The organism is Streptomyces sp. CNQ085, assembly GCF_022614595.1.
Taxonomy (GTDB): domain Bacteria; phylum Actinomycetota; class Actinomycetes; order Streptomycetales; family Streptomycetaceae; genus Streptomyces.
Genome location: NZ_JAJFAU010000081.1, coordinates 1 through 22,152, shown reverse-complemented (window position 1 = coordinate 22,152; position 22,152 = coordinate 1). Strand labels below are relative to the sequence as shown.

The 22,152-nt window shown below is 73.3% G+C and carries 19 protein-coding genes, 1 tRNA gene, 2 pseudogenes and 2 riboswitches; of the genes and pseudogenes, 13 read left to right on the top strand and 9 right to left on the bottom strand.

Annotated features, from left to right (window positions below):
• Positions 1 to 130: 130 nt before the first annotated feature.
• On the bottom strand, positions 131 to 1,099 hold the full coding sequence (locus LJ221_RS14865) for an ABC transporter permease (RefSeq protein WP_241717199.1): 969 nt from the start codon (positions 1,097 to 1,099) through the stop codon (positions 131 to 133).
• A 35-nt stretch (positions 1,100 to 1,134) separates the two neighbouring features.
• Entirely contained in the window at positions 1,135 to 2,733 is a 1,599-nt protein-coding gene (locus LJ221_RS14860) for an ABC transporter substrate-binding protein (RefSeq protein ID WP_241717197.1), read from the bottom strand.
• 263 nt (positions 2,734 to 2,996) lie between these two features.
• Between LJ221_RS14860 and LJ221_RS14855 the strand changes: the two genes are divergently transcribed.
• On the top strand, positions 2,997 to 4,262 hold the full coding sequence (locus LJ221_RS14855; RefSeq protein WP_241717195.1) for an extracellular solute-binding protein: 1,266 nt from the start codon (positions 2,997 to 2,999) through the stop codon (positions 4,260 to 4,262).
• Here the strand turns inward: LJ221_RS14855 and LJ221_RS23980 are convergent.
• Entirely contained in the window at positions 4,234 to 4,629 is a 396-nt protein-coding gene (locus LJ221_RS23980; protein WP_374228461.1) for an acetylxylan esterase, read from the bottom strand. The genes LJ221_RS14855 and LJ221_RS23980 overlap by 29 nt on opposite strands.
• An 84-nt stretch (positions 4,630 to 4,713) precedes the next feature.
• Here LJ221_RS23980 and LJ221_RS14845 point away from each other — a divergent pair, with 84 nt between their 5' ends.
• Positions 4,714 to 5,910, top strand: coding sequence for a thiolase family protein (locus tag LJ221_RS14845; RefSeq protein ID WP_241717193.1), 1,197 nt, complete (start codon positions 4,714 to 4,716; stop codon positions 5,908 to 5,910).
• Between the two features lie 97 nt (positions 5,911 to 6,007).
• Entirely contained in the window at positions 6,008 to 7,471 is a 1,464-nt protein-coding gene (locus LJ221_RS14840) for a lipase maturation factor family protein (protein ID WP_241717191.1), read from the top strand.
• Between the two features lie 10 nt (positions 7,472 to 7,481).
• On the opposite strand, the gene LJ221_RS14835 is transcribed toward LJ221_RS14840, so the two are convergent.
• Positions 7,482 to 8,801, bottom strand: a complete 1,320-nt coding sequence (locus LJ221_RS14835) for an NAD(P)/FAD-dependent oxidoreductase (protein ID WP_241717189.1) — start codon at positions 8,799 to 8,801, stop codon at positions 7,482 to 7,484.
• A 299-nt stretch (positions 8,802 to 9,100) separates the two neighbouring features.
• On the opposite strand from LJ221_RS14835, the gene LJ221_RS14830 reads away from it, so the two are divergent.
• Positions 9,101 to 9,174, top strand: a tRNA-Pro gene (locus LJ221_RS14830).
• A gap of 68 nt (positions 9,175 to 9,242) precedes the next feature.
• On the opposite strand, the gene LJ221_RS23975 is transcribed toward LJ221_RS14830, so the two are convergent.
• Both LJ221_RS23975 and LJ221_RS23970 read right to left on the bottom strand, forming a co-directional pair.
• Positions 9,243 to 9,698, bottom strand: a complete 456-nt coding sequence (locus LJ221_RS23975) for a tyrosine-type recombinase/integrase (protein ID WP_374228460.1) — start codon at positions 9,696 to 9,698, stop codon at positions 9,243 to 9,245.
• An 82-nt stretch (positions 9,699 to 9,780) separates the two neighbouring features.
• Positions 9,781 to 9,927: pseudogene (locus LJ221_RS23970) on the bottom strand (transposase); the annotation flags it as partial.
• Positions 9,928 to 10,680: 753 nt separating this feature from the next.
• Between LJ221_RS23970 and LJ221_RS14820 the strand changes: the two are divergent.
• Entirely contained in the window at positions 10,681 to 10,986 is a 306-nt protein-coding gene (locus LJ221_RS14820) for a PadR family transcriptional regulator (RefSeq protein WP_241717187.1), read from the top strand.
• Positions 10,987 to 11,151: 165 nt separating this feature from the next.
• Here the strand turns inward: LJ221_RS14820 and LJ221_RS14815 are convergent, their stop codons facing one another.
• The gene (locus tag LJ221_RS14815) at positions 11,152 to 12,423 is read right to left on the bottom strand and encodes an APC family permease (protein ID WP_241717185.1); all 1,272 of its coding nucleotides are present in this window, start codon (positions 12,421 to 12,423) and stop codon (positions 11,152 to 11,154) included.
• Between the two features lie 280 nt (positions 12,424 to 12,703).
• Here LJ221_RS14815 and LJ221_RS14810 point away from each other — a divergent pair, with 280 nt between their 5' ends.
• A complete protein-coding gene (locus LJ221_RS14810) occupies positions 12,704 to 13,156 on the top strand; it encodes a YbhB/YbcL family Raf kinase inhibitor-like protein (RefSeq protein ID WP_241717183.1) in 453 nt (150 codons plus the stop codon).
• A 165-nt stretch (positions 13,157 to 13,321) separates the two neighbouring features.
• Here the strand turns inward: LJ221_RS14810 and LJ221_RS14805 are convergent.
• Positions 13,322 to 13,861, bottom strand: a pseudogene (locus tag LJ221_RS14805) (CBS domain-containing protein); the annotation flags it as partial.
• Between the two features lie 259 nt (positions 13,862 to 14,120).
• Positions 14,121 to 14,290: riboswitch (cobalamin riboswitch) on the top strand.
• A gap of 143 nt (positions 14,291 to 14,433) precedes the next feature.
• On the opposite strand from LJ221_RS14805, the gene LJ221_RS14800 reads away from it, so the two are divergent.
• The 7 genes from LJ221_RS14800 to LJ221_RS14770 all read left to right on the top strand — a co-directional run bounded on the left by LJ221_RS14800 (position 14,434) and on the right by LJ221_RS14770 (position 21,797).
• Positions 14,434 to 15,354, top strand: coding sequence for a hypothetical protein (locus LJ221_RS14800; RefSeq protein WP_241717181.1), 921 nt, complete (start codon positions 14,434 to 14,436; stop codon positions 15,352 to 15,354).
• Positions 15,351 to 16,373: a cysteine synthase family protein gene (locus LJ221_RS14795; RefSeq protein WP_241717180.1), complete on the top strand. Its 1,023-nt coding sequence runs from the start codon at positions 15,351 to 15,353 to the stop codon at positions 16,371 to 16,373. Before LJ221_RS14800 ends, LJ221_RS14795 begins: the two co-directional genes overlap by 4 nt.
• Positions 16,370 to 17,614: an ATP-grasp domain-containing protein gene (locus LJ221_RS14790; RefSeq protein ID WP_241717178.1), complete on the top strand. Its 1,245-nt coding sequence runs from the start codon at positions 16,370 to 16,372 to the stop codon at positions 17,612 to 17,614. Before LJ221_RS14795 ends, LJ221_RS14790 begins: the two co-directional genes overlap by 4 nt.
• 182 nt (positions 17,615 to 17,796) lie before the next feature.
• A complete protein-coding gene (locus LJ221_RS14785) occupies positions 17,797 to 18,546 on the top strand; it encodes a class I SAM-dependent methyltransferase (protein WP_241717176.1) in 750 nt (249 codons plus the stop codon).
• Positions 18,547 to 18,597: 51 nt separating this feature from the next.
• A riboswitch (cobalamin riboswitch) is annotated at positions 18,598 to 18,782 on the top strand.
• A gap of 29 nt (positions 18,783 to 18,811) precedes the next feature.
• The gene (locus LJ221_RS14780; RefSeq protein ID WP_241717174.1) at positions 18,812 to 19,861 is read left to right on the top strand and encodes an ABC transporter substrate-binding protein; all 1,050 of its coding nucleotides are present in this window, start codon (positions 18,812 to 18,814) and stop codon (positions 19,859 to 19,861) included.
• Positions 19,858 to 20,973, top strand: a complete 1,116-nt coding sequence (locus tag LJ221_RS14775; RefSeq protein WP_241717171.1) for an iron ABC transporter permease — start codon at positions 19,858 to 19,860, stop codon at positions 20,971 to 20,973. The genes LJ221_RS14780 and LJ221_RS14775 overlap by 4 nt, the downstream gene beginning before the upstream one ends.
• Positions 20,970 to 21,797 (top strand): ABC transporter ATP-binding protein, encoded by an 828-nt coding sequence (locus LJ221_RS14770; RefSeq protein WP_241717169.1) that lies wholly within the window; start codon positions 20,970 to 20,972, stop codon positions 21,795 to 21,797. Before LJ221_RS14775 ends, LJ221_RS14770 begins: the two co-directional genes overlap by 4 nt.
• A gap of 34 nt (positions 21,798 to 21,831) precedes the next feature.
• On the opposite strand, the gene LJ221_RS14765 is transcribed toward LJ221_RS14770, so the two are convergent.
• Positions 21,832 to 22,083, bottom strand: coding sequence for a hypothetical protein (locus tag LJ221_RS14765; RefSeq protein ID WP_241717167.1), 252 nt, complete (start codon positions 22,081 to 22,083; stop codon positions 21,832 to 21,834).
• Positions 22,084 to 22,152: the final 69 nt, after the last annotated feature.

Below are 22,152 nucleotides of genomic sequence, written 5' to 3'. Positions count from 1 at the left end.
CCGCCGGGCTTGACCCAGGAGGCCAGACGGGGCAGAAGTTCGTCACGCCGGCGCAGGTGCATCAGCACGAACCTGGCGTGGACCAGGTCGAACCGGCCCGGATCGAAGGCGGGGGCCGGTGCGGGGGCGGTCACATCTCCTCCGGGTCGATCCGGGGATCGGCCAGCACGTAGAGCAGGTCGGCCAGCAGGTTCCCGGCGAGTACGGCGGCGGTGGCCAGTACGGTCACGGCCGCCAGGAGCGGGAAGTCGGTGGCGGTGGCGGCGCGGACGGTGGCCGAGGCGATCCCGGGCCAGCTGAAGACGGTCTCCACCAGCAGGGCGCCGGTGATCAGTTCGGGTATGCGGGTGCCGATGAGCGTGAGTACCGGCAGCAGCCCCGAGCGCAGGGCGTGTCCGAGCAGCACGGTGCGCTCGCGCAGCCCGCGCGCGCGGGCGCCGCGCACCGGGTCCTCGTGGAGCGCGTCGGCCACTCCCTGCCGTACGTACAGGGCGAACCACGGAAGCTGGGACAGGGCGAGCACGGCCACCGGCAGCGTCAGATGGCGTGCCAGCGAGCCCGCGGTGACGGTGTCCTCGCCGCTGTCGGTGAGTCCGCCGGCGGGCAGCACGCCGAGCTGGAGGGCGAAGAACCAGACGGCCAGCAGTCCGAGCCAGAACGGCGGGGCGGCCTGGAGGACGTAGGAGCCGCCGGTGACACAGCGGTCGAGCCATCCGCCCCGGCGGCGCGCGGCGACGACGCCGAGCACCGTGCCGAGCACCACCGCGACGAGGAACGCGAGCGCGCACAGCAGCACGGACCAGCCCAGGCGTTCGCCGACGACCTGGGCGACCGGCTGGCGCAGGGAGACCGACCGGCCCAGGTCCCCGGTCGCCGCGGAGGTGAGCCAGCTCCACCACTGCTCGGTGAACGGGCCGTCCAGGGCGAGGTTCTCGCGCAGTCGGTCGAGGGTGTCCTGGGAAGCGCGCAGCCCGGCGCTCCCGGCATACTGGCGCACCGGGTCGAAGGGGGAGGCCGCGGCGAGCGCGAAGACGCCGAGGGTCACGGCGGCCAGGACGGGGACGGCGGCCAGCGCCCGCCGTCCCGCCAGGCGCGCCATCGGGGCCCAGGGCGGCCCCGTGCGCGGTGCGGCCTTCACTTCTTCGGCCGCCAGTCCTCGACGTTCCACCAGGGCCCCGCGCCCAGGCCGTGGTCGTGGGGCTCGACCTGGGTGGTGACGCCCTGCCAGGCGTCGTCCATCACGTACACGTGGTCGATGTGGGTGAGGAAGGTGTAGCCGGGGTTCTGGGCCAGTTCGCTCTGAACGGTGGCGTACGCCTCGGCGCGGGCGGCGCGGTCGTTGGTGCGGCGCGCCTTCTCAAGGGCCCGGTCGACGTCCGGGTTGTCGTAGGCGGCCATGTTGTTGAAGCCGTCCAGCGCCAGGGAGGAGTGCAGCAGGGGGTAGAGGTCGAAGTCGGGGTCGGCCGGGCTGCCGCCGCCGGAGAGGACGGCGTCGTTCTTCATGCGCGGCTCGATGACCTCCCAGGTGCCGGACTCGACGGTGATGTCGATGCCGATCTCCTTGGCGTCCGCGGCGTATGCCAGGGCGTGCTCCTGGCGCAGCCGGTCCCCGGAGGGGTACCAGAGGGTGAAGGCGGCACGGCGGTCGTCCTTGCGGCGTACCCCGTCCTCGCCGGTCTTCCAGCCCGCCTCCTCCAGGATCTTCCGCGCCTCGTCAGGGTCGTGGCGGCGTTCGGTGCCCTTGGCGAACCAGGGGCTGTCGGTGGGCACGGGGCCGTACGCGGCCCGGCCGGCACCGCTGAGCACGCTGTCGACGATCGCCTCGCGGTCCACCGCGATGTCCAGGGCGCGGCGCACCGCGCGGTCACCGGTGACGGGGTCCGCGGTGGGAAGGGTGACGGCCCGGAAGTCGGCGCTCCTGGCCCGGATCACGCGTCGGCCGTCGTCTCCTTCGAAGGTCTCGGCGAGGGCGGGGGGCAGGACGGCGGCGTCGAGGTCGCCGGAGCGCAGCCGGGTGGCCCGTATGTCGTCGTCCTTGATGACGGCCATGGTGAACTTCTCCACCTCCGGCGCGCCGCCCCAGTAGTCGGGGTTGGCCTCGAAGGTGAGCTTCTCGCCGCGGCTCCAGCCGGTGAGGACGTAGGGCCCGGTGCCGACCGGCTCGGTGTTGTAGGGGCCGGTGTTGACGTCCTGTCCGGCGGCGGCCTCCTTGGAGGCGATGGGCAGCACAGTGCGCTCGGCGAAGGCGGCGTAGGGGTACTTCAGGCGGAAGACGACGGTGTCCTCGCCCTCGGCGGTGACACCGCCGAGGGCGTCCAGCTCGCCCCTGGAGGGATTGTTGGTCTTCTCGTCGAGGATGGTCTCGTAGGTGAAGACCACGTCCTCGGCGTCGAAGGGGGTGCCGTCGCTGAAGGTCACTCCCTCGCGCAGGGTGTAGGTGTACGTCCGGCCGCCGTCGCCGATCTCGGGGAGTTCCGCGGCGAGGGCGGGCTCCAGCTCCATGTCGGCGCCGTGCCGCAGCAGCCCGTCGAAGATCTTGGAGTTGCCGTCCTTGCCGTAGCCGAGCAGAGGACTGAGGGTGTCCGGTTCCTGGGCGATGCCCACGACCAGGGAGTCGCCCGTACCGCCGTCCGCACCGCTCTTCCCGTCGGCCGGCGCGGAGCAGGCCGCGGTCCCGGCCAGCACCGCGCCGGCCGTCATGGCGACGCCCGTCCGTATCACCCGCAGTCTCATGATCCCCACTTCTGTTGCCGACAGCACGTTGTTGCAATCAGCATGCAATTAAACCGCAGGAACGCGCCACCCCGCTCCGCCCCCGGCGGGTGGCTCTTCGGTCACCCTTCGATCACTCCATGATCACGAAAAGCCTCCCGAACCGGTTTGCCTTCACCTTCTGTGGACTGGACCTTGACTCCCCATTTGGTCTATGCCAAATCTGTGCAGACCCCACGCGCACCCCCACCCCCGTTCCGTCGGCAACTTCCCAGGGGACAGCCATGCCCGTCCGTCACCCCCTCCGCTCCCTCGCACCCGTCCTGTCCGCCGCGCTGCTGCTCGGCGGATGCGGCGTCCTCGGCGACTCCGGCGACCAGAACCAGGACCGGACCCTCGACGTCTGGCTGATGCGAGGCAGCCTCTCCGAGGAGCTCACCGACGCCGCCGTCCGGGACTTCGAGCGGCGCAACCCCGGCGTGGAGGTGGAGGTCACCGTCCAGGACTGGCCGGGGATCGACAGGAAGGTCACGGCGGCCCTCGGTTCCGGCGACGCGCCCGACGTGATCGAGGTGGGCAACACCCAGGTCGCCCAGTACGTGGAGGCCGGCGGGGTCTCCAATCTCACCATCAAGGTCTTCGACCTCGGTGGCGACCACTGGGTCCCGGGACTGGAGGAGCCGGGGAAGATCGACGGCTACCAGTACGGCGTCCCCTTCTACGCCGCCAACCGCGTCGTCATCTACCGCAAGGACCTCTTCGAGCACGCCGGGGTCGCGGGGCCGCCCACCACCCGCGAGGAGTGGATCGAGGTCACCTCCCGGCTCAACCAGCCCGGACGGCAGGGCATCTACCTGCCGGGGCAGAACTGGTACGTGCTGGCGGGCTTCATATGGGACGAGGGCGGCGACCTCGCCGTCGAGCGCAGCGGCAGGTGGGCCGGCGCACTCGACACCCCCGAGGCGCTGCGCGGCATGGAGTTCTACAAGGAGCTCCAGTCCTACGGCCGGGGCCCCGTCGACTCCGACGAGTCCAGGCCGGAACAGCGCGAGTTCTTCGCCGGCAACGAGATCGCCCAGATCATCGACGTGCCCGGCGCCGCGGAGCTGATCGTCGGGGAGAACCCGGAGCTGGCGGGCAAGCTCGGCTTCTTCCCGATCCCGGGCAGGGAGGCTGGGGAGCCCGGGGCGGTCTTCACCGGCGGTTCGGTGCTGATCATCCCCGAGCGGGCCGCCGAGCCGGACGCCGCGTACTCCTTCGTCAAACTGCTGACCGGCGAGAAGTGGCAGCGGAAGCTGGCCCAGACGATGAGCGTGGTGCCCAACAGCACCGAGCTGGCCGACGTGCTGGAGGACGACCCCGGCGCCGCGGCGATGGCGAAGGGCGCCCGCAACGGGCGTGCCACCCCGAACTCGCCGCGGTGGGGCCGCCTGGAGGCGGACAACCCCGTCAAGGCGTACCAGACGCGGGTGCTGCGCGGCACCGATCCGAAGGAGGCGGCACGCGAGGCCTCCCGGCGGATCACCGCGACCCTGAACGGACGCGACTGACGCCCGTCGGCCGCACACCGGTCACGGACCGCCGATGCTCCGGCGCCCCGGCTCCGGTGCGGAGCCGGGTGCCGGAGTCGGGGCGCCGGTGCACGCCGAGGCAGCGGGCGATCTCCGGGTACGGGCCGGCCGCGGCCAGTTCGGCGCCGCACCGGAAGTGGCACAGGAGCGGCACGTCCACCAGCGTTGCCGCCACTCCCTCCTGCGCCAGCCCGGCCACCGCCAGGGCCAGTCCGCCACCCTGACTGCCGCCCGCGACCACCACCCGCCCCGGGTCCACCGCCGGGTGCTCGCGCACGGCGTCCACGGCGCGTACGCAGTCGGCCATCAGGCGCCGGTCGGGTGCCGGGCCGGTGCCCGTGCCCACACCCGCGGAGCGGCGAGTGTGTGATCGACCATGCCCGCCGACCGCTTCTGGCCATCCGGGTACGGTCCTGCCAGGATCCCTGCCATGGCCAACGATCTCCTGCGTGATGTCTATGTCGTCGATGCGGTACGCACCCCGATCGGCCGGTACGGCGGGGCACTGGCCGGAGTACGGCCGGACGACCTGGCCGCCCATGTCGTCCGAGCCCTGGTCGATCGCACCCCCGGCCTCGACCCCGCCCGCATCGACGACGTCGTCTTCGGCAACGCCAACGGCGCCGGCGAGGAGAACCGCAACGTCGCCCGCATGGCCGCCCTCCTGGCCGGCCTCCCCGTCACCGTCCCCGGGGTGACCGTCAACCGGCTGTGCGCCTCCGGCCTCGAAGCGGTCCTCCAGGCGGCCCGCGCCATCGCCTGCGGCGACGCCTCCGTCGCCATCGCCGGCGGCGTCGAATCCATGTCCCGGGCCCCCTGGGTGCTGCCCAAGCCCGAACGCGGCTTCCCGGCCGGCCACCAGCAGATGTACTCCACCACCCTGGGCTGGCGCATGACCAACCCCGCCATGCCCCCCGAGTGGACCGTCTCCCTGGGCGAGGGCGCCGAGCAGGTCGCCGACAAACACGCCGTCACCCGCGAGGCCCAGGACGCCTACGCGCTGGCCAGCCACCGCAAGGCCGCCGCCGCCTGGGAGAAGGGCGTCCACGACGCCCAGACCGTGCCCGTCCCCGGCACCGGCCTGGCCCGCGACGAGTCCATCCGCGACACCACCTCGATGGACGCGCTGGCCAAGCTCAAGCCCGCCTTCCGCGCGGACGGCGGCACCGTCACCGCCGGCAACTCCTCCCCCCTCAACGACGGCGCCGCCGCGCTCCTGCTCACCGACGAGGCCGGGCTGGAGGCCACCGGACGCCCGCCCCTGGCCCGCATCGGCGCCTCCGCCACCACCGCCGTCGAACCCAACCTCTTCGGCCTCGGCCCCGTCCAGGCCGTCCACAACGCCCTGGACAGGGCCGGCCGCACCTTCGCCGACCTGGACGTGGTCGAACTCAACGAGGCCTTCGCAGCCCAGGTCCTGGGCTGCCTGGCCGAATGGCCCGGCCTGGACCCCGCCGTCGTCAACCCCCACGGCGGCGCGATCGCCCTCGGCCACCCGCTGGGCGCCTCCGGCGCCCGCCTGGCCGGCGCCGTCGCCCACCACCTCGCCGCCACCGGCGCCCGCGCCGGCCTCGCGGCCCTGTGCATCGGCGTCGGCCAGGGCCAGGCGCTCGTGCTGGAGCGCTGAGCGGGCCCGTACACACGTACACCCGCCCGGTGCGCCCACTCGTGCGCCCATGGGGCCCGCCGCATGACGGCGGGCCCCGGTGGTACCCATCTGCGCCATGGAGTGGGAATGGTTCGCGGCACCCGACTACTGGCTGAGCCGGCTGGTCCTCCAGCGGGGCCTGGCCGCCGTCTACCTCGTCGCGTTCGTCTCGGCGGCGCTGCAGTTCCGGGCACTGATCGGCGAGCGCGGCCTGACCCCGGTCCCGGACTTCCTGCGCCGGGTGTCCTTCCGCGCCTCGCCCAGCCTGTTCCACCTGCGCTACTCCGACCGCCTCTTCGCGTCCGCGGCCTGGCTGGGCGCGGCGCTGTCGGCGGCGGTGCTGCTGGGCGCGGCCGACCAGGTGCCGCTGGCGGCGTCCATGGCGGTGTGGGCGCTGCTGTGGGCGCTGTACCTGTCGATCGTGAACGTCGGCCAGACCTGGTACGCGTTCGGCTGGGAGTCGCTGCTGCTGGAGGCCGGCTTCCTGGCCGTCTTCCTCGGCAACGCCGATGTCGCCCCGCCGCTGCTCACCCTGCTCCTGCTGCGCTGGCTGCTGTTCCGGGTGGAGTTCGGCGCGGGGCTGATCAAGTGGCGCGGCGACCCCTGCTGGCGCAGGCTGACCTGTCTTGAGTACCACCACGAGACCCAGCCGATGCCGGGCCCGCTGAGCTGGTTCTTCCACCGGCTGCCGCGCCCGCTGCACCGGGTGGAGGCGGCCGCCAACCACGTCACCCAGCTCGCCGTCCCCTTCCTGCTGTTCCTTCCGCAGCCGGTGGCGAGCGCCGCCGGGCTGGCCGTGGTCGTCACCCAGCTGTGGCTGATGGCGTCCGGCAACTTCGCCTGGCTCAACTGGCTGACGGTCGTGCTGGCCTTCTCCGCCGTCGACGCCTCCGCGGTCGCCGACGCCCCCGCTCACGGCCCCACACCCCTGTGGTTCGGTACCGCCGTCATCGCCGTGACCGCTCTGGTGGCGGCGCTCAGCTACCGGCCCACGCGCAACCTGCTCTCGCGCCGTCAGCGGATGAACGCCTCCTTCGACCGGCTCCACCTGGTCAACACCTACGGCGCCTTCGGCAGTGTGACACGCGTCCGGCACGAGGTGGTGATCGAGGGCACCGACGAGGAGCGGATCACCGATGCCACACGCTGGCGGGAGTACGGCTTCAGGGGCAAGCCGGGGGACGTGCGCCGACTGCCGCGCCCGTACGCGCCGTACCACCTGAGGCTGGACTGGCTGATGTGGTTCGCCGCGCTCTCCCCCTCCTATGCGGCGCCCTGGTTCACCCGGCTGCTGCGCGGACTGCTGGAGAACGACCCCGGCTCCCTGTCACTGCTGCGTGTCAACCCCTTCCCCGACACCCCGCCCGCCCACGTACGGGCCCTGCTGTACCGCTACCGCTTCACCACTTGGCGGGAGCTGCGCTCCACCGGCGCCTGGTGGGACCGCGAGCTGATCGGCCCCTACGGGCCGCCGGTCTCCCGGCGGCCCGCGGACACGGACTCGGGCGCGGACGGGGAGACGGACACGGACGCCCTGTGAGGGGCAGCCGTCAGCCGCGCAGCCGGGCCGTCTCGGGCGATGCGGTGTCCAGCGGCACCGACCAGGCGTCCAGCACTCCGAGCTGGACGGCCTGCCGCCGCAGTACGGCGTCCAGCGCCCAGTCGGCGGCCACCCGGATCCGGTTGCCCGGCATCGCGGCGAGGTGGTAGCCGCGGGTGACGAGGTTGGCGACCGGGCCGGACAGCGGGACGCCGAAGGGGTTGGCCGCGGCCTGCACCCCGCCCAGGTCCACGACGAAGCCGAGATCACTGTGCTTGTAGGGGCGGCGGGTGCCGGCCCCGTAGGAGGCCATCACGTTGTTCGCGGCCGTCTTGCCCTGCCGGTGGGCGTGCTGGGCGGTCATCGCCGTGTACTGGCCGGGGTTGGCCAGGTCCGGCACCGCCGCGGCGTCGCCGCAGGCGAACACCTCTGGGTGGCCGGGGACGTTCAGGTACTCGTCGACGATCAGCCGCCCCTTCTCGGTCTGCAGGCCGAGCTGCTCCACCAGCGGATCGGGCCGCACCCCGACGCACCAGATCAGCGATCGGGTGGGGACGAACTCCCCGGTGTCCAGGAGGACGCCGTCCTCGGTGGCCTCCTTCACCGAGGTCCCCGTCCGCACCTCCACCCCGCGCTTGCGCAGCACCCGGTCGGCGGTCCGCGCCAGCTTCTCGTCCAGGCCCGGCAGCACCCGGTCCGCGATGTCCAGCAGCATCCAGCGGGGCCGGGCGTCGGCCCGCATCCCCCCGGCGCCGCGGGCGTGCTGACGGGCCAGGGAATCGGTGAACATCTTGCCGTGGGCGGCCACCTCGGTACCGGTGTACCCCGCGCCGACGACCACGAAGGTGGTGCGGGCCCGGCACTCCTCCGGATCCTCGGCGCCTGCTGCGAGGGCGACCTGCCGGCTGATGTGGTCGCGCAGGTACAGCGCCTCCGGCATGCCCCGGAACCCGACCGCGTGCTCGGCCACCCCGGGGATGGGCAGCAGTTTGTTCACGCTTCCGACGGTGAGGACGAGCCGGTCGTAGCCCAGGTGCTTCTCGGTCCCCTCGGGATCGGTGTAGGTGACCGAGCGCCCGTCGAGGTCCACGCCGTGGACCTCCCCCAGCACCAGCCGAACCCTGGGCAGCGTCCCGGCCAGCGACACCGAGACCCGGCGCGCCTCCAGGAGCCCGGCCGACACCTCGGGCAGCAGCGGCAGGTACAGGAAGTAGTCGTTCGGATTCACCAGCACGATCTCGGCCGCCCCGCGGAGCTTCCGCGACAGCGTCCTGGCGGTCTGGTAACCGGCGAACCCGGCTCCGACGATCACAATCCGGGAACGGCTCACGTGCGACTCCAGTCCTCGGGGCCAACGACCAGGGCAACCGCGTTTCCCGCCTGCGCCCCGGCAAACCCGCCCCGGCTCCCACCAGGGCTTCTCGGGCCCGGCTCCCCGCCGTCGGCGGCCTGCTGCTCGCGCGGGCCCTCCGTGCGCGACGGGTGACGGAACGGCCGCCCGGAGACCGCCCGGGGAGCGGAAGTGATCTTCCCTCCCGGGCCTCCGGGGAGTGAGCGAGCACTCCCCGAAATGCGGTATGGTTTCTGTGCGCGAACGGTGAGGGACAAGATCCCGAATCGGGAGGGCATCGGGACGTGGCGCAGCTTGGTAGCGCACTTGACTGGGGGTCAAGGGGTCGCAGGTTCAAATCCTGTCGTCCCGACACTGCTCAGAGGCCCCCTGGGATCATCCCAGGGGGCCTCTGACATCAGCGGCTGACATCAACCGGGGTCACTCGGGCGGCCGGGCGACGTTGTCTCCCTCTCCCCCGTCCTCCGGCCCCAACACGTCCTCCATCCGCTCGGCGGCTGCTCTGAGGGTCGTGTCCATCACGTGCGCGTAGGTGTCCAGCGTCATGGTGATCGTGCTGTGCCCCAGCGTCTCCATGATGGTCCGGGCATCCACCCCCTGAGCCAGCAGGAGTGAGGCGCAGGTGTGCCGGAGATCGTGCACCCGCACCCTGCGCGCATTCGCGTTGCGGCAGAGAACGGTGAGCGTCGGATATTTCCGGCCCCGTGTCTCGGCGAACCGCTCCAGGGCGGCCTCCTCGGTCGGCGCCGTGCAGACCGGCTTCGAAACCTTGGCGGTCTTGTCCCAGTCCTGGCGGGCGGCATTGGTGCAGCCCGAGTTTCCGGCCGATCGCCGCCTTCGACATCCCCTTCGCCCACAGTTCGTGGACGGCAGCATGCTGCTCCCGCCGCCGGGTCACGACCTTCAGCTCCCGTAGTGGCTGGACCACCAGCGGCTCCGCCCCCGGCTCGACCAGGCGGGCGCGATGGGCGTTCACCGTCTCCTCGACCGCCTGGCCGAGGTTGGCCCACAGGTGATAGCGGTCGGCAACCTGCTCGGCCTGGGGCGCCCCGAGCCGCGCGCCCTCCCCGTAACCGCTGGAGCGATCTCGGCAGATGACCTTCACCTCGGGGTGCTCGCGCAGCCAGGCGGCCGTCGAAGAGATGCAGCGGACGGCGGGTGGCCATGTCGATCAGGACCGTGCCGTAATGGCGGCCCCCGCGGAAGGCGAAGTCGTCCGCGCCCAGCGCTTCCACGGGGCCGGCATCGGGCTCGGGCAGGGCCCTGACCAGCCGCAGCAGCGTGTCCCGGCCCACACAGACGCCGATCGCGGCCGCCAGGCGGGCTCCTGCCCGGCCGGCCAGGGGCAGACCGATCTGGGTCAGCACCCCACGCAGCAGTGGGGTATGGCGGCTGTGCGGGGTGGTCAGTCCCGCTACGGGAACACTCGATGCATGATCGCGAACAGTGGGCAGGGCCGCTCAGCCGTCCGGATCACAAGATCGTCGACAGAACCCGGATCGGCTCTGTCTCACATCCGGTGGTGACAGAGCCGAACGTTTGACAGACCCCGGATAGGCGCCCGGGTCCCTCCGCAGCCAGGCTCCGGCCAGTCCCGCTCGCGTCGCGCCGTCGACGTCCCGCGGTTGGGCGGCGACCAGCACGGCCCGCTCGGGCCGCTCCCCCACTTGTTCCACGGCGTACCGGTGTCCGTCATCGCGGTTGTCTCCGGGGATCGGTGTCCCGGCCTTGCGCCCCGCGCCTGGTTCGCCGGCCGGTGAGCCGTGCGGGGAGCGGAGGTGAACGGCGGCTCCCGTCGTAGACTCGGTGTCCGATATCGGTTTCGTCACTGCCCGGAGGGCGGGGAGGCGGGGTAAGGGTGCGGGAGTTCCAGCGGGGAGCGGTGCGGCTGCACATCCTGCATCACGCGGCCGAGGAGGAGATCCACGGCGCGTGGATGACCGGGGAACTGGCCTCGCACGGCTACCGGATCAGCCCCGGCACGCTGTATCCGACGCTGCACCGGCTGGAGGCCGACGGCCTGCTGACCTCCGAGCAGCGGGTGGTGGACGGCCGCACCCGGCGTCTCTACAAGGCGACCGAGGCCGGGAGGAAGGCCCTGGCCGAGGACCGCAGGGCCTTGGCGGAGCTGGCCCGCGAGGTCCTGGGCGACGGCGCGCCCTGATCACTGTGCGGCACTGCCGTCCCGGCCGGGGCTGCGGACCGGGCACGGGTGAGGCGGGCGTCGTTGGACCGGGGCGCAGGGGCGGACCGCGGCGGCGCGATCGGGCGGCACCGGGGCCGGCCCGGGGCGCCGCCCGATCGGATGACCGAACGGATCGCGGGGTGGTCAGCTTCGCGCGGCGAACCGGCGGCGAACGCCGTACCAGGCGGCACCGGCGGCCAGGACCGCGGCACCGGAGACCACCGACGACACGGGCAGCGCGAAGGCCAGGACGAGGCAGCCGGCCAGCCCGACGACCGGAACGACCCGGGCCGGGCGGCCCTCGGCGGGGGTGAGGGTCCAGGCGGAGGCGTTGGCGACGGCGTAGTAGACCAGGACGCCGAAGGAGGAGAACCCGATCGCGCCTCGCAGGTCCCCGGTCGCGGCGGCCACCGCCACCACGGCGCCGACGAGCAGCTCGGCGCGGTGCGGGACCTGGAATCTGGGATGGACGGCGGCCAGGGCGTGCGGCAGGTGCCGGTCACGGGCCATCGCCAGAGTGGTGCGGGAGACTCCGAGGATCAGTGCGAGCAGGGAGCCGAGCGCGGCGACGGCCGCACCGACACGGACGACGGGGACGAGCCGGTCGGCGCCCGCGGCACGGGCCGCGTCCGACAGCGGCGCCGCCGCCCCGGCCAGCCCGTCCGAGCCCAGCAGCATCAGGACGCAGACGGCGACGAGGGCGTAGACCACGAGGGTGATGCCCAGCGCCGTCGGGATCGCCCGGGGAATGGTGCGGGCGGGGTCGCGGACTTCCTCGCCGAGGGTGGCGATGCGCGCGTAGCCGGCGAAGGCGAAGAACAGCAGCCCCGCCGCCTGGAGCACCCCTGCGAAGGTGGCGTCCGAGCCGATGTCCAGCCGGGCCGCGTCCGCCGTACCGGCGGTCAGGGCCGCGACCACCACGGCGGTGAGCACCGCCAGGACCACGGACACGATCGCGCGGGTGAGCCAGGCCGACTTCCGCACCCCGGCGTAGTTCACCGCCGTCAGCGCCACCACCGCCGCGACCGCGACCGCGTGCGCCTGCCCCGGCCACACGTACGAGCCGACGGTGAGCGCCATCGCCGCGCAGGAGGCCGTCTTGCCGACGACGAAGGCCCACCCCGCCAGGTAGCCCCAGAACTCGCCGAGGCGCTCGCGGCCGTACACGTAGGTGCCGCCAGAGGCGGGGTGGCGGGCCGCGAGCCGCGCGGAGGAGGTGGCGTTGCAGTAGGCGACCACGGCCGCCAGGGCCAGACCGATCAGCAGTCCGGAACCGGCCGCCCGCGCGGCCGGGGCGAGCGCGGCGAAGATCCCGGCGCCGATCATCGACCCCAGGCCGATCACGACGGCATCGGGTACGCCGAGCGTCCGCCGCAACTCCTCCGGGACACCGCCGGCGGTCGATGGCTTGCTCATGGGCACACTCCTCAGCGACACAGGGCCGCATCCTCACGGACTCCGATATCGGAGGACGATATATGAACACCGAAACGAGTCCCGCGACCACGGCCCCGCACCGCACTTCCCGCCCTCCGCATCACCCTGAGCACCATCTGGCGGGGAGGGACGGGGGGACACGGGCAGGCTCCGTCGACGGGCGAAGCCCGCGTCGGAGCGCGCGGAAGGGACGCGCTCGTTCAGGTGACTGGGGCGTCGCGCCGTGCGCACCGGCGCCGCACGGGGTATCCCTCGCGGCATGGCCGGCATCGACCTCCGAAGTTCCGCTTTCAGCGACAACGCCTTCATCCCGCGCCGCTACGCGAAGGAGGGCGACAACGTCTCTCCCCCGCTGAGCTGGTCGGGGGTGCCGGACGGGACGGCGGAACTCCTCCTGCTGTGCGAGGACCCCGACGCGCCGACGGGGACCTTCCTCCACTGGCTGGTCACCGGCATCGACCCCGCGTCCGACGGCGTGCGGGCCGGGCAGACGCCCGGTGGCGGCACGCCCCGGACCAACGGCTACGGACAGCGGGGCTGGGACGGGCCGCACCCTCCGGCCGGCGACAGCGCCCACCGGTACTTCTTCCGCCTCTACGCGCTGTCCGGGCCGGCACCGGTCGAGGACGGCGCGAGCGCCGACGACGTGCACGCCGCGGTGGAGGGCCGGCAGCTCGCCGACGGCACGGTATTCGGGCTCTACCACCGCTGAGGGCGCGGAGCCGTCCCTCTGCGCGGCAGGGCGCCGGGAGGGTCTGGCCCCCGCGGGGGAACTCCAAGGCCAGGCCCTCCCCCGGGTGCGCCGCCCCCCGCGCTCACCTCTTCTCCGTCTCCCCGGTTCCCGCGGTGGTGGCCGCTCCGGTGCCCGCAGCCTCCCTCATGCCGGGAGCGGCCGATCCCGGACAGGCCTCCCCCTCTCGTCCCGGAGAACGGCGAGGGTCGCGCGGCGCTGCCGGAGCAGTTCGATGCCGTCCGCGACGGTGTCGCGCGGCTCCAGTTCCGGAACCGGGCGGGCCAGGGCGCGGGCGGTGGCCGCGCGGCCGCGGATGCGGGCCACCGGCACGTCTCGGGCGCGGACCGAGCCGACGACCCGGGTGCCGTCCAGCACCAGCAGCCGGGTGCGGTCGTGTCGGGAGGCGATGGCCAGGATGGTGTCCGCGTCCGCGTCGGCGGGGACGGCGATGACGCGGTCCGCGGGAATCATGAGTGCGCCGACCGGCTCCCGCGGTGCGGTGAGCGAGCGGGTCAACAAGCCGGATTCGCTCTTGGTGATCAGGCCCAGGCGCTGGGACTCGGCGATGAGGTGGGTGAGCTGCTCGCGGTTGTGGACCGAGGCCAGTTCCTCGCGCGGGGTGACCCGGAACAGCCTGGCCAGCCCGTTGCTGATCCTGTTGAGGACCCACAGCAGCGGCCTCAGGGCCCCTGACCCGTACTCGTCCCTCGTCTGCCGCGCGGGGCGGCGGGAGGCCGGGGTCCGCTCACCGGTCGCGGCGGCGGCCCCGGCCCGGCGGACCGGGGCCCCCGGTCCGCTCCGCACCGCGTCCGGGGTGCGTCCACGGCGCCGCCCACACCGATCACTTCAGGACAACCGCGTAACAGGTGCTGTCGCGGGAAGTCGGGTTTGCCTACGCTGATGCGCGCAGTCGGTTCGCGTCTCCCGTCCGGCACGGACGTCCGGTGGCATGACGTAAGAGGGAACCCGGTGGGAATCCGGGACTGTCCCGCAGCGGTGAGTGGGAACGACCGCCGTCATCCAGCACTGGGCCCGTGACGGGCCGGGGAAGCGACGGCCGGTAGGTGCCCGCCGGTTCTGCGGCGGGTGTGCCCGCGAGTCCGAAGACCTGCCACTGCGCCCGTGCGGGACGCGCGGGCTGCTCACGGTGACCTCGAGGACTGGGTCGGCGGTACGGAAGGCCGTGCCGCGTGCACGCGGCCGCACCTCCTCACCGACCGGTGCCCGGGGCTGGACTACGGGAGGAGGACGCGCTCGTGACCACGAAGGTCTCCGCCGTCCCCGCGGGGCGGGCCGGCCCCCGGCCCGGCGGACCGGGCCGCACCGTGTCCGGCGTCTGCCACGGCACCCTGGGCGAGCTGTACCAGGGGCCGCTGCGGGCGGGCGCCGATCCGGACATCGCCCTGGTGTCCTTCCCCGTGGACCGGCACTCCTGGGTTTACTTCACTCCGGGGGGCGCGGCCGGCCCGCCGCGGCCGCCGCTCGGCGAGAAGGCGGCGACCGCGGCCCGGCTCTTCCTGGAGCACTACGGCCTCGCCCTGCCGCCGGGGACCTGGAGCACGCACTCCGACCTGCCGGTGGGCGTGGGGATGGCCAGTTCCACCGCGGACATCGTGGCGACGCTGCGCTGCCTGTTCCGGCTCTTCTCCCTGCCCTGGGACCTGGACGTGGTGCTCGGCGTCCTGGCGTCGATCGAGCGGGCCGACAGTGTCTTCCTCGACGAGTTCGCGCTGTACCTCAGCGGCCGGCACCGGGTGGTCCGGCGGCTGGGCACGGGCATCGGCTTCCACACCGCGTTCGTCCGCGAGCCCGGTTCGGTGGACACCGCCGCCGTCACGCCCCCGCTGCTGGAGCACTACCGGTGGCGCGGGGAGGAGTACGAACGGTGCCTGGCCGATCTCCTCAAGGGCTTCGGCTCGGGTGACCCGGCGACCGTCGCCCGTGCCGCGACCGTCAGCGCCTCGCTGTCCCAGGAGGTACTGCCCAAGGCGGCGTTCGGCGATCTGCTCGCCCGCCGCGAGCGGTTCGGGGCCGACGGCGTCTTCGTCGCCCACACCGGCTGCCTGGCCGGATACCTCTTCACCCGCCGCCCGGACGCCGACACCAGGTCCGAACTGTCGGCTTTCTTCCACTCGCTCGGCCACCAGTGCTCATTCGCCCAAGGAGGCTACGGGTGATCCACCCCCACATCACCGACGCCCTGAAGGTCCCGGACCTGGTCCGGCTCACCGAAGAAACGATCCTGCTCCGGTTCGAGTCGATGAAGGTCTACTCGGCCCTCGCCGCCGTCCGGCACCTGCTGGAGCGGGGCACGGTCCGGCCGGGGCAGACCCTGGTCGACAGCTCCAGCGGCATCTACGCGTACGCGCTGGCGCTCGCCTGCCACCGGTACGGCATGCGGTGCCACATCGTGGCGTCCACCACCGTGGACACGACCACGCTCGCCCAGCTGGAGGTCCTCGGCGCCACCGTCGAACAGGTCAGGCCGTCGCGGAACCTCAGGCTCGACCAGGAGCTCCGGGTGCGGAGGGTGCGCGAGGTACTCGCCGAGCGCCCCGGCTGCCACTGGATGCGCCAGTACCACGACGAGGTCCACTACCTCGGCTACCACGAGGTCGCCGACCGCATAGCGGAGGCGTTCCCCTCGGCCGGGCTGACCGTCGTCGGCGGGGTGGGCTCCGGCGCCTCGACGGGCGGCATCGTGGAGAGGCTCCGGACGGCGGACCCCTCGGTGCGGCTGGTCGGCGTCCAGCCCTTCGGCAGCGTCACCTTCGGCAGCCAGGACCACCACGACCCCGAGGCGATCATCGCGGGCATCGGGTCGTCGATCGTCTTCGACAACGTCCGCCACCACCTCTACGACACCGTGCACTGGCTGGACTTCACCCACGCCATGTCCGGCGCGGTCGCCCTGCTGCGCGACCACGCCGTCTTCGCCGGGCTGTCCACCGGCGCCGGCTACCTGGCCGCGATGTACGAGGCCCGCCGCCATCCCGGCCGGGTGCACCTGGTGATCGGCGCCGACACCGGCAACCGCTACGTGGAGCGGGTCTTCGCCCGGCACGAGGAGGCCCTGGACCCCGCCGCGCTGAAGCCCGCCGAGGTCGGCGCCCCGGAGGAGATGACCATGCCCTGGTCGAGGATGGCCTGGCGGCGCACAGCCCGCCCCGACCGCTGGAAGGGGCGCGCGGCATGACCGTGGCCTGTCTGGAGTCGCTGACCTTCGGCCTCGGGCACCTGGTGCGCGCGGCCGGTGCGCTCGGCGAGCGGCTGCTGCTGCTGACCCGCGACCCCTCCTACTACGCCTACGAGCTGGAGCGGCTGCCGACGGACTCCCTCGATGTCGTGGAGACCGACACCTTCGACGTGGAGCGGGTCGCCGACGTGCTGGACCGCACCCCGGAGCTGCGCGGTCTGATCAGTTCCACCGACACCTGGACCCTGGTCGGGGCGGAGCTCACCGCGCGTTTCTCACTGCCCGGCCTCGACGGGGCCGTCCTGCGGCTGACCCGGGACAAGGCGGCCGTGCGCAACCGGCTGCACGAGGCCGGCCTCACACGCGGGCGGGCCGCCGAGGCGGCCGGGCCGGGCGCAAAGCTGCGCGGGCCGCTGCTGAAGGAGGTCGGCCTGCCGGCGGTCCTCAAGGACACGGCCGGCACCGGGAGCCAGAACGTCTGGCTGGTCCGGGACGAGCGCGAGCTCGACCCGGTCCTGCGCCGGGCCGCGCAACGGCCCCTGAAGGGGCGGCTGTTCGCCGAGCCCTACTTCAGCGGCCCGGTGTACAGCGCCGAGACCCTCACCTGGGCGGGCCGCACCCGGCTGCTGGGCGTCTCCAGCAGGCTCATGTCGGCCGAGCCCCACTTCCGCGAGGAGATCACCGCCTTCCCCGTCGCCTTCCCGAAGGCCCTGCGGGTATCGCTGGAGAGGTGGACCGGCGAGGTGCTCGCCGCCGTCGGGTACACCGACCGCTTCGCGCACGTGGAGTTCGCGCTGACCGCCGACGGTCCGGAGGTGGTGGAGATCAATCCCCGGATCGGGGGCGCGCTGGTGGGCGAGGGTCTGTGCCGGGCGCTCGGCGTCAACGTCTACGAGGCGGTGGCCGAGGCGGCGCTGGGCCGCCGTCCCCGTCTGATGGACACGGACCTGCCCGGCGGTCCGGCCGTGGCCTTCGTCCTGGGCTACCCGGCCGAGCCCGGTGTGTTCACCGGAGTCGCCGGGCTGGACCGGCTGGCGGACATGCCGGGGAAGCCCGCCTGGTATCCGGTCAAGCGGATCGGCGATCCCGTCGAGCATCTGACCGACAGCCGCGGATACGCGGGCATCGTCTACGCCGAGGCGGAGACGGCCGAACTGGCCACGCACCGGGCCGTGGCCGCCGCCAACACCCTGCGGGTGCTCACCGAACCGCTGCCCGGACCGCCGACGGGCGTCCGGTGACTGCTCGGGCGCCCGAACAGACGCCTGGGCCTGGGCACGCGGCGGGAGTGCGGGCGGGCCATGTTGGGGGCGCTCGACGGGCCACCGCGCAGTGCCCGCTGCTCCCCCCTGTACTGCTGACGCTGCGCCGCCGCACGGCCCGGCGTCCCACCCCCGAGGCGACGAAGGAGCACTGAGACCGCATGGCACGGACGGGCGGGTTCCAGGACGACGGTTTCTGGACCGAGTTCCACGACTTCCTCTTCTCCGGGCAGCGCTACGAGCAGGCCGAGGAGCTGCTGGACACCTCTCCCCTGCTGTCCTTCGCGCCCCGGTCGAGGGTGCTGGACCTGTGCTGCGGGCCGGGGGTGTTCACCGTGCCGCTCGCCCGCCGCGGCCACGAGGTGACCGGGGTGGACATCAGCCCGGCGATGCTGGAGCGGGCACGCGAGCGGTCGGCCGAGGCCGGAGCCCCGGCGATCTACGTGCGGGCGGACGCGCGTGAGTACGAGGCGCCGGGCGCCTTCGACGTCGTCCTCAACATGTTCACGTCGTTCGGGTACTTCGAGGACCCCGCCGACAACGCCCGGGTCCTCGCCACCATGCACGCCTGCCTGGCGCCCGGCGGCACCCTCGTGCTGGATCTCGCGGGCAAGGAGCTGCTGGCCCGCAGGGTCACCCCGCCCAAGGTGGTGCGGCGCGGGGAGGACCTGCTGGTGCAGACCGACACGGTGCTGGACGACTGGGCGCGGCTGCGCAGCGACTGGGTGCTGGTCCGGGGTGAGCGGGTGACGCGGGCCACACTGGTGTGGTTCGTCTACAGCGCCGTGGAGCTGCGGCGGATGGCCCAGGAGGCGGGGTTCGGCCGTGTGGAGGTCTTCGGCGGCTTCGACGGCCGCCCCTACGACGAGGACGCCGAGCGGCTGGTCCTGCGAGCGGTCCGCGAGGGGTGACACGAAGGAAGCGCGCGGCCGGTGCCGTACGCCCTTCCACTCCCGTCTCGGATGAACGTAGGATCAGCTGGTCATCACCGCGACGGGAGACAGGAAGCCGGTGCGAATCCGGCACGGTCCCGCCACTGTGACCGGGGAGTGCACCCCTTGAGTACGCCACCGCGCGCCGCGTGGGAAGGCAGGGGGGAAGCGTCGATCCGGGAGTCAGGACACTGGTCTGTCGCGGGCCCGTTCCGAGGAGCGCGGACTCCCCAGGAGGCTTCACATGTCCACCCCTGCGCACACCCGTTTTCCCTCACCCGAACGCCGGTTGCCCGCCCGGCGGCGCCGCGTCCCGCGCACCGCAGCCGCGGCCCTGTCGGCGGTCCTGCTGGCCGCGGGCTGCGGCTCCTCCGGTGACGCCTCACGGGGCCGCGAGGCAGCGTCGGCGCCGGCCGAGGGCTTCCCCGTCACCGTCGACAACTGCGGTGCGGAAACGACGTACGACAGGCCGCCGTCGCGGGTGGTCACCATCCACCAGCATCCGGCGGAGCTGATGCTCGCCCTCGGTCTGAAGGACCGCATGGTGGGCACCGCCTTCCCCGACTCCGCTCCTCTGCCCGAGCTGAGGGAGGACTACGAGTCCATCCCCGAGCTGGCGGAGAGGGAGCCCTCGTTCGAGATGGTCCTCGACGCCGAGCCGGACTTCGTCTACGGCGGCTACGGCAGCGCCTTCGCCGAGAACGAGGGCCGTTCCCGTAAGGCGTTCGCCGACGCCGGCATCAACACCCACCTCAATCGCGAGTACTGCGGGAAGAAGCGGGTGACGATGGAGGACACCTACGCCGAGATCCGCACCGTCGGCGAGATCTTCGGCGTCTCCGACCGGGCGGAGAAGCTGGTCTCCGATCTGAGGGGGCGGGTCGACGAGGCCGCCGCGGCCGTCGAGGAGGAACCCCGGGTGCCCGTCTTCGTCTACGACAGCGGCGACAAGGCCGCCCTCACCGCGGGCGGCAAGAGCCTGAGCACCGAGCTGATCCGGCTGGCCGGGGGCGAGAACGTCTTCGCCGACCTCGACGACGTCTTCGGCGACGTCTCCTGGGAGCAGGTCGTCGAGCGCAAGCCGGAGGTCATCGCCGTCTACGACTACGCCGGCGCCGGCAGCGTCGAGCGGAAGAAGGAGTTCCTGCTCTCCCGGCCCTCCCTCGCCGATGTGCCCGCCATCAGGAACGAGCGGTTCGTCGTGCTGCCGCTGACCGCCACCCTGGTCGGCATCCGCTCGGCCTACGCCGTGGAGGACCTGGCCCGCGGTCTGCACCCCGAGAACTTCCGGTGACGGCCCCGGCCGCGAGCGCGCCCGCCGACGCGGCCGTGCGGCGTCCCTCGTACGGCGGGAGGCGGGCGGACCGGGGAACCCCCGCCACCGCCCTGCTCGTCCTCGTCGCCCTGCTGGTGGTCTCGGCCACTGCCGGTCTGGCCATCGGTTCGGTGCATGTGCCGCCCGGCCAGGTGTGGGGCATCGTGACGCACGCGCTGGGAGCCGACTGGCAGGTCCCCGACTGGTCCCGGGCGCGGGAGACCATCGTGCTGGACGTGCGGGCGCCGCGCGTGCTGCTCGGTGCGGTGACCGGTGCCGGGCTCGCGGTGATCGGCACCGCGCTGCAGGCCCTGGTCCGCAATCCGCTCGCCGAGCCCTATCTGCTGGGGGTGTCCTCGGGGGCGTCCCTCGGCGCCGTCGCCGTGATCGTGTTCGGGGTGACCTGGCTGGGACCGGTGTCGCTGTCGGCCGCCGCCTTCGCGGGCGCGCTCGGCGCGCTGCTGCTCGTCTACACCACCGCCCGCACCGGCGGACGCATCACCTCCTCGCGGCTCGTCCTGTCCGGAGTGGCGATCGCGGCGGTGCTCACCGCGGTGCTGAACCTCCTGCTGCTCACCACCGACCGGGGCAACGAGGCCCGCGCGGTCCTGGCCTGGACCCTCGGCGGCCTCGGCGGTGTCGGCTGGGGCACTCTGTGGCTGCCCGGCGCGGCCATGCTCCTGGGCACCACCGTACTCGTCGTACAGGCCCGCAACCTGAACCTGCTGCTGGCCGGTGAGGAGGCGGCCACCACGATGGGGCTGGACGTGGCCCGGTTCCGCGCCCGACTGTTCGTACTGCTCTCCCTCGTCACGGGGATGCTGGTCGCGGCGGCCGGGCCGATCGGCTTCGTCGGTCTGATGATGCCGCACATCGTGCGCCTGTTCGTCGGCGGCGACCACCGCCGGGTGCTGCCGACGGCGGCCCTCGGCGGTGCGGTCTTCCTCATCTGGGCGGACATCTTCGCGCGGACGATCGCCGCGCCGACGGAGATCCCGGTCGGTGTCCTCACCGCCCTGTGCGGCGGGCCCTTCTTCCTGTGGCTGATGCGCCGGGACGCCCGGCGGGACACCGACCGGGGAGTGGCATGACCGCGACCGACCTGCACGTCGACGGCGTCACACTCACCGCGGGGGCCCGGCACCTGGTGCGGGACGTCTCCCTGACCGCCCGTCCGGGCGAGACCATCGGGCTCGTGGGGCCCAACGGCAGCGGCAAGTCCAGCCTGCTGCGCGCCGTCTACCGTGTCCTGCGCCCCGATGCCGGCCGGGTCCGCGTCGACGGTGAGGACCTCTGGTCGCTGCCGGTGCGGCGGCTGGCCCGTACCGCGGCCGCGGTGGTGCAGGAGCCAACGGCCGACTTCGACCTCGCCGTTCGCGAGGTCGTCGCCATGGGCCGCACCCCGCACAAGCGGCTGCTCGACGGCGACACTCCCGAGGACGCCTCCCTGGTCGAGTCGGCGCTCACCGCGGTGGGTGCCGGCGATCTGGCCGGCCGCCCCTTCGGCCGTCTCTCCGGCGGGGAACGCCAGCGGGTGCTCATCGCCCGCGCCCTGGCCCAGCAGCCCGCCCTGCTCGTCCTGGACGAGCCGACCAACCACCTGGACGTCCGCCACCAGCTCGAGGTCCTGGGCCTGCTGCGCCGCCTCCCGGCCACCGTGCTGGTCGCCCTGCACGACCTCAACCTGGCCGCGTACTACTGCGACCGCCTCTACGTCCTCAGGAACGGCGAGGTCAACGCCTCGGGTCCGCCCGCCGAGGTCCTCACCCCCCGGCTGCTGGCCGAGGTGTACGGGGTGGCGGGCGAGGTGGTCCTCCACCCCCGCACCGGCAGGCCCCACATCACCTTCCTGCCCGGGGAGGCCGCGCCGGGCCCGGATGAAGCCCCGGGAGCCCGGCACGGCGGCGCCGGCTGACACGGCTTCTCCCGCCCCCCTCGCACCGTCTCCCTCAGGACGCCTCCTCCCCGTCGCGTGCCGCCGCCCCGCCGGCACGGGGCGCGGGGCGCAGACGGTGGGCGACGGCCGCGATGACGGCGAGCAGCACGGCCAGTCCCACCCACACCTGTGTCTGGGTGACGTTCAGGCCGGCGCCGGCGACGCCCGGGGTGCGGCCCCCGTCACGGCCGGTCGCGGCCACCACCAGCAGGCCCACCACGACGGCCGCGCCTGCCGTCGCACTGCCGCGCGCGGGTGAAAGCACCGACGTCTCTCCGCAGGTCAGCGGCCCGCTCCGTCACCCGGACGCTCCCGCCGCGCCGCGGTGGGGGAG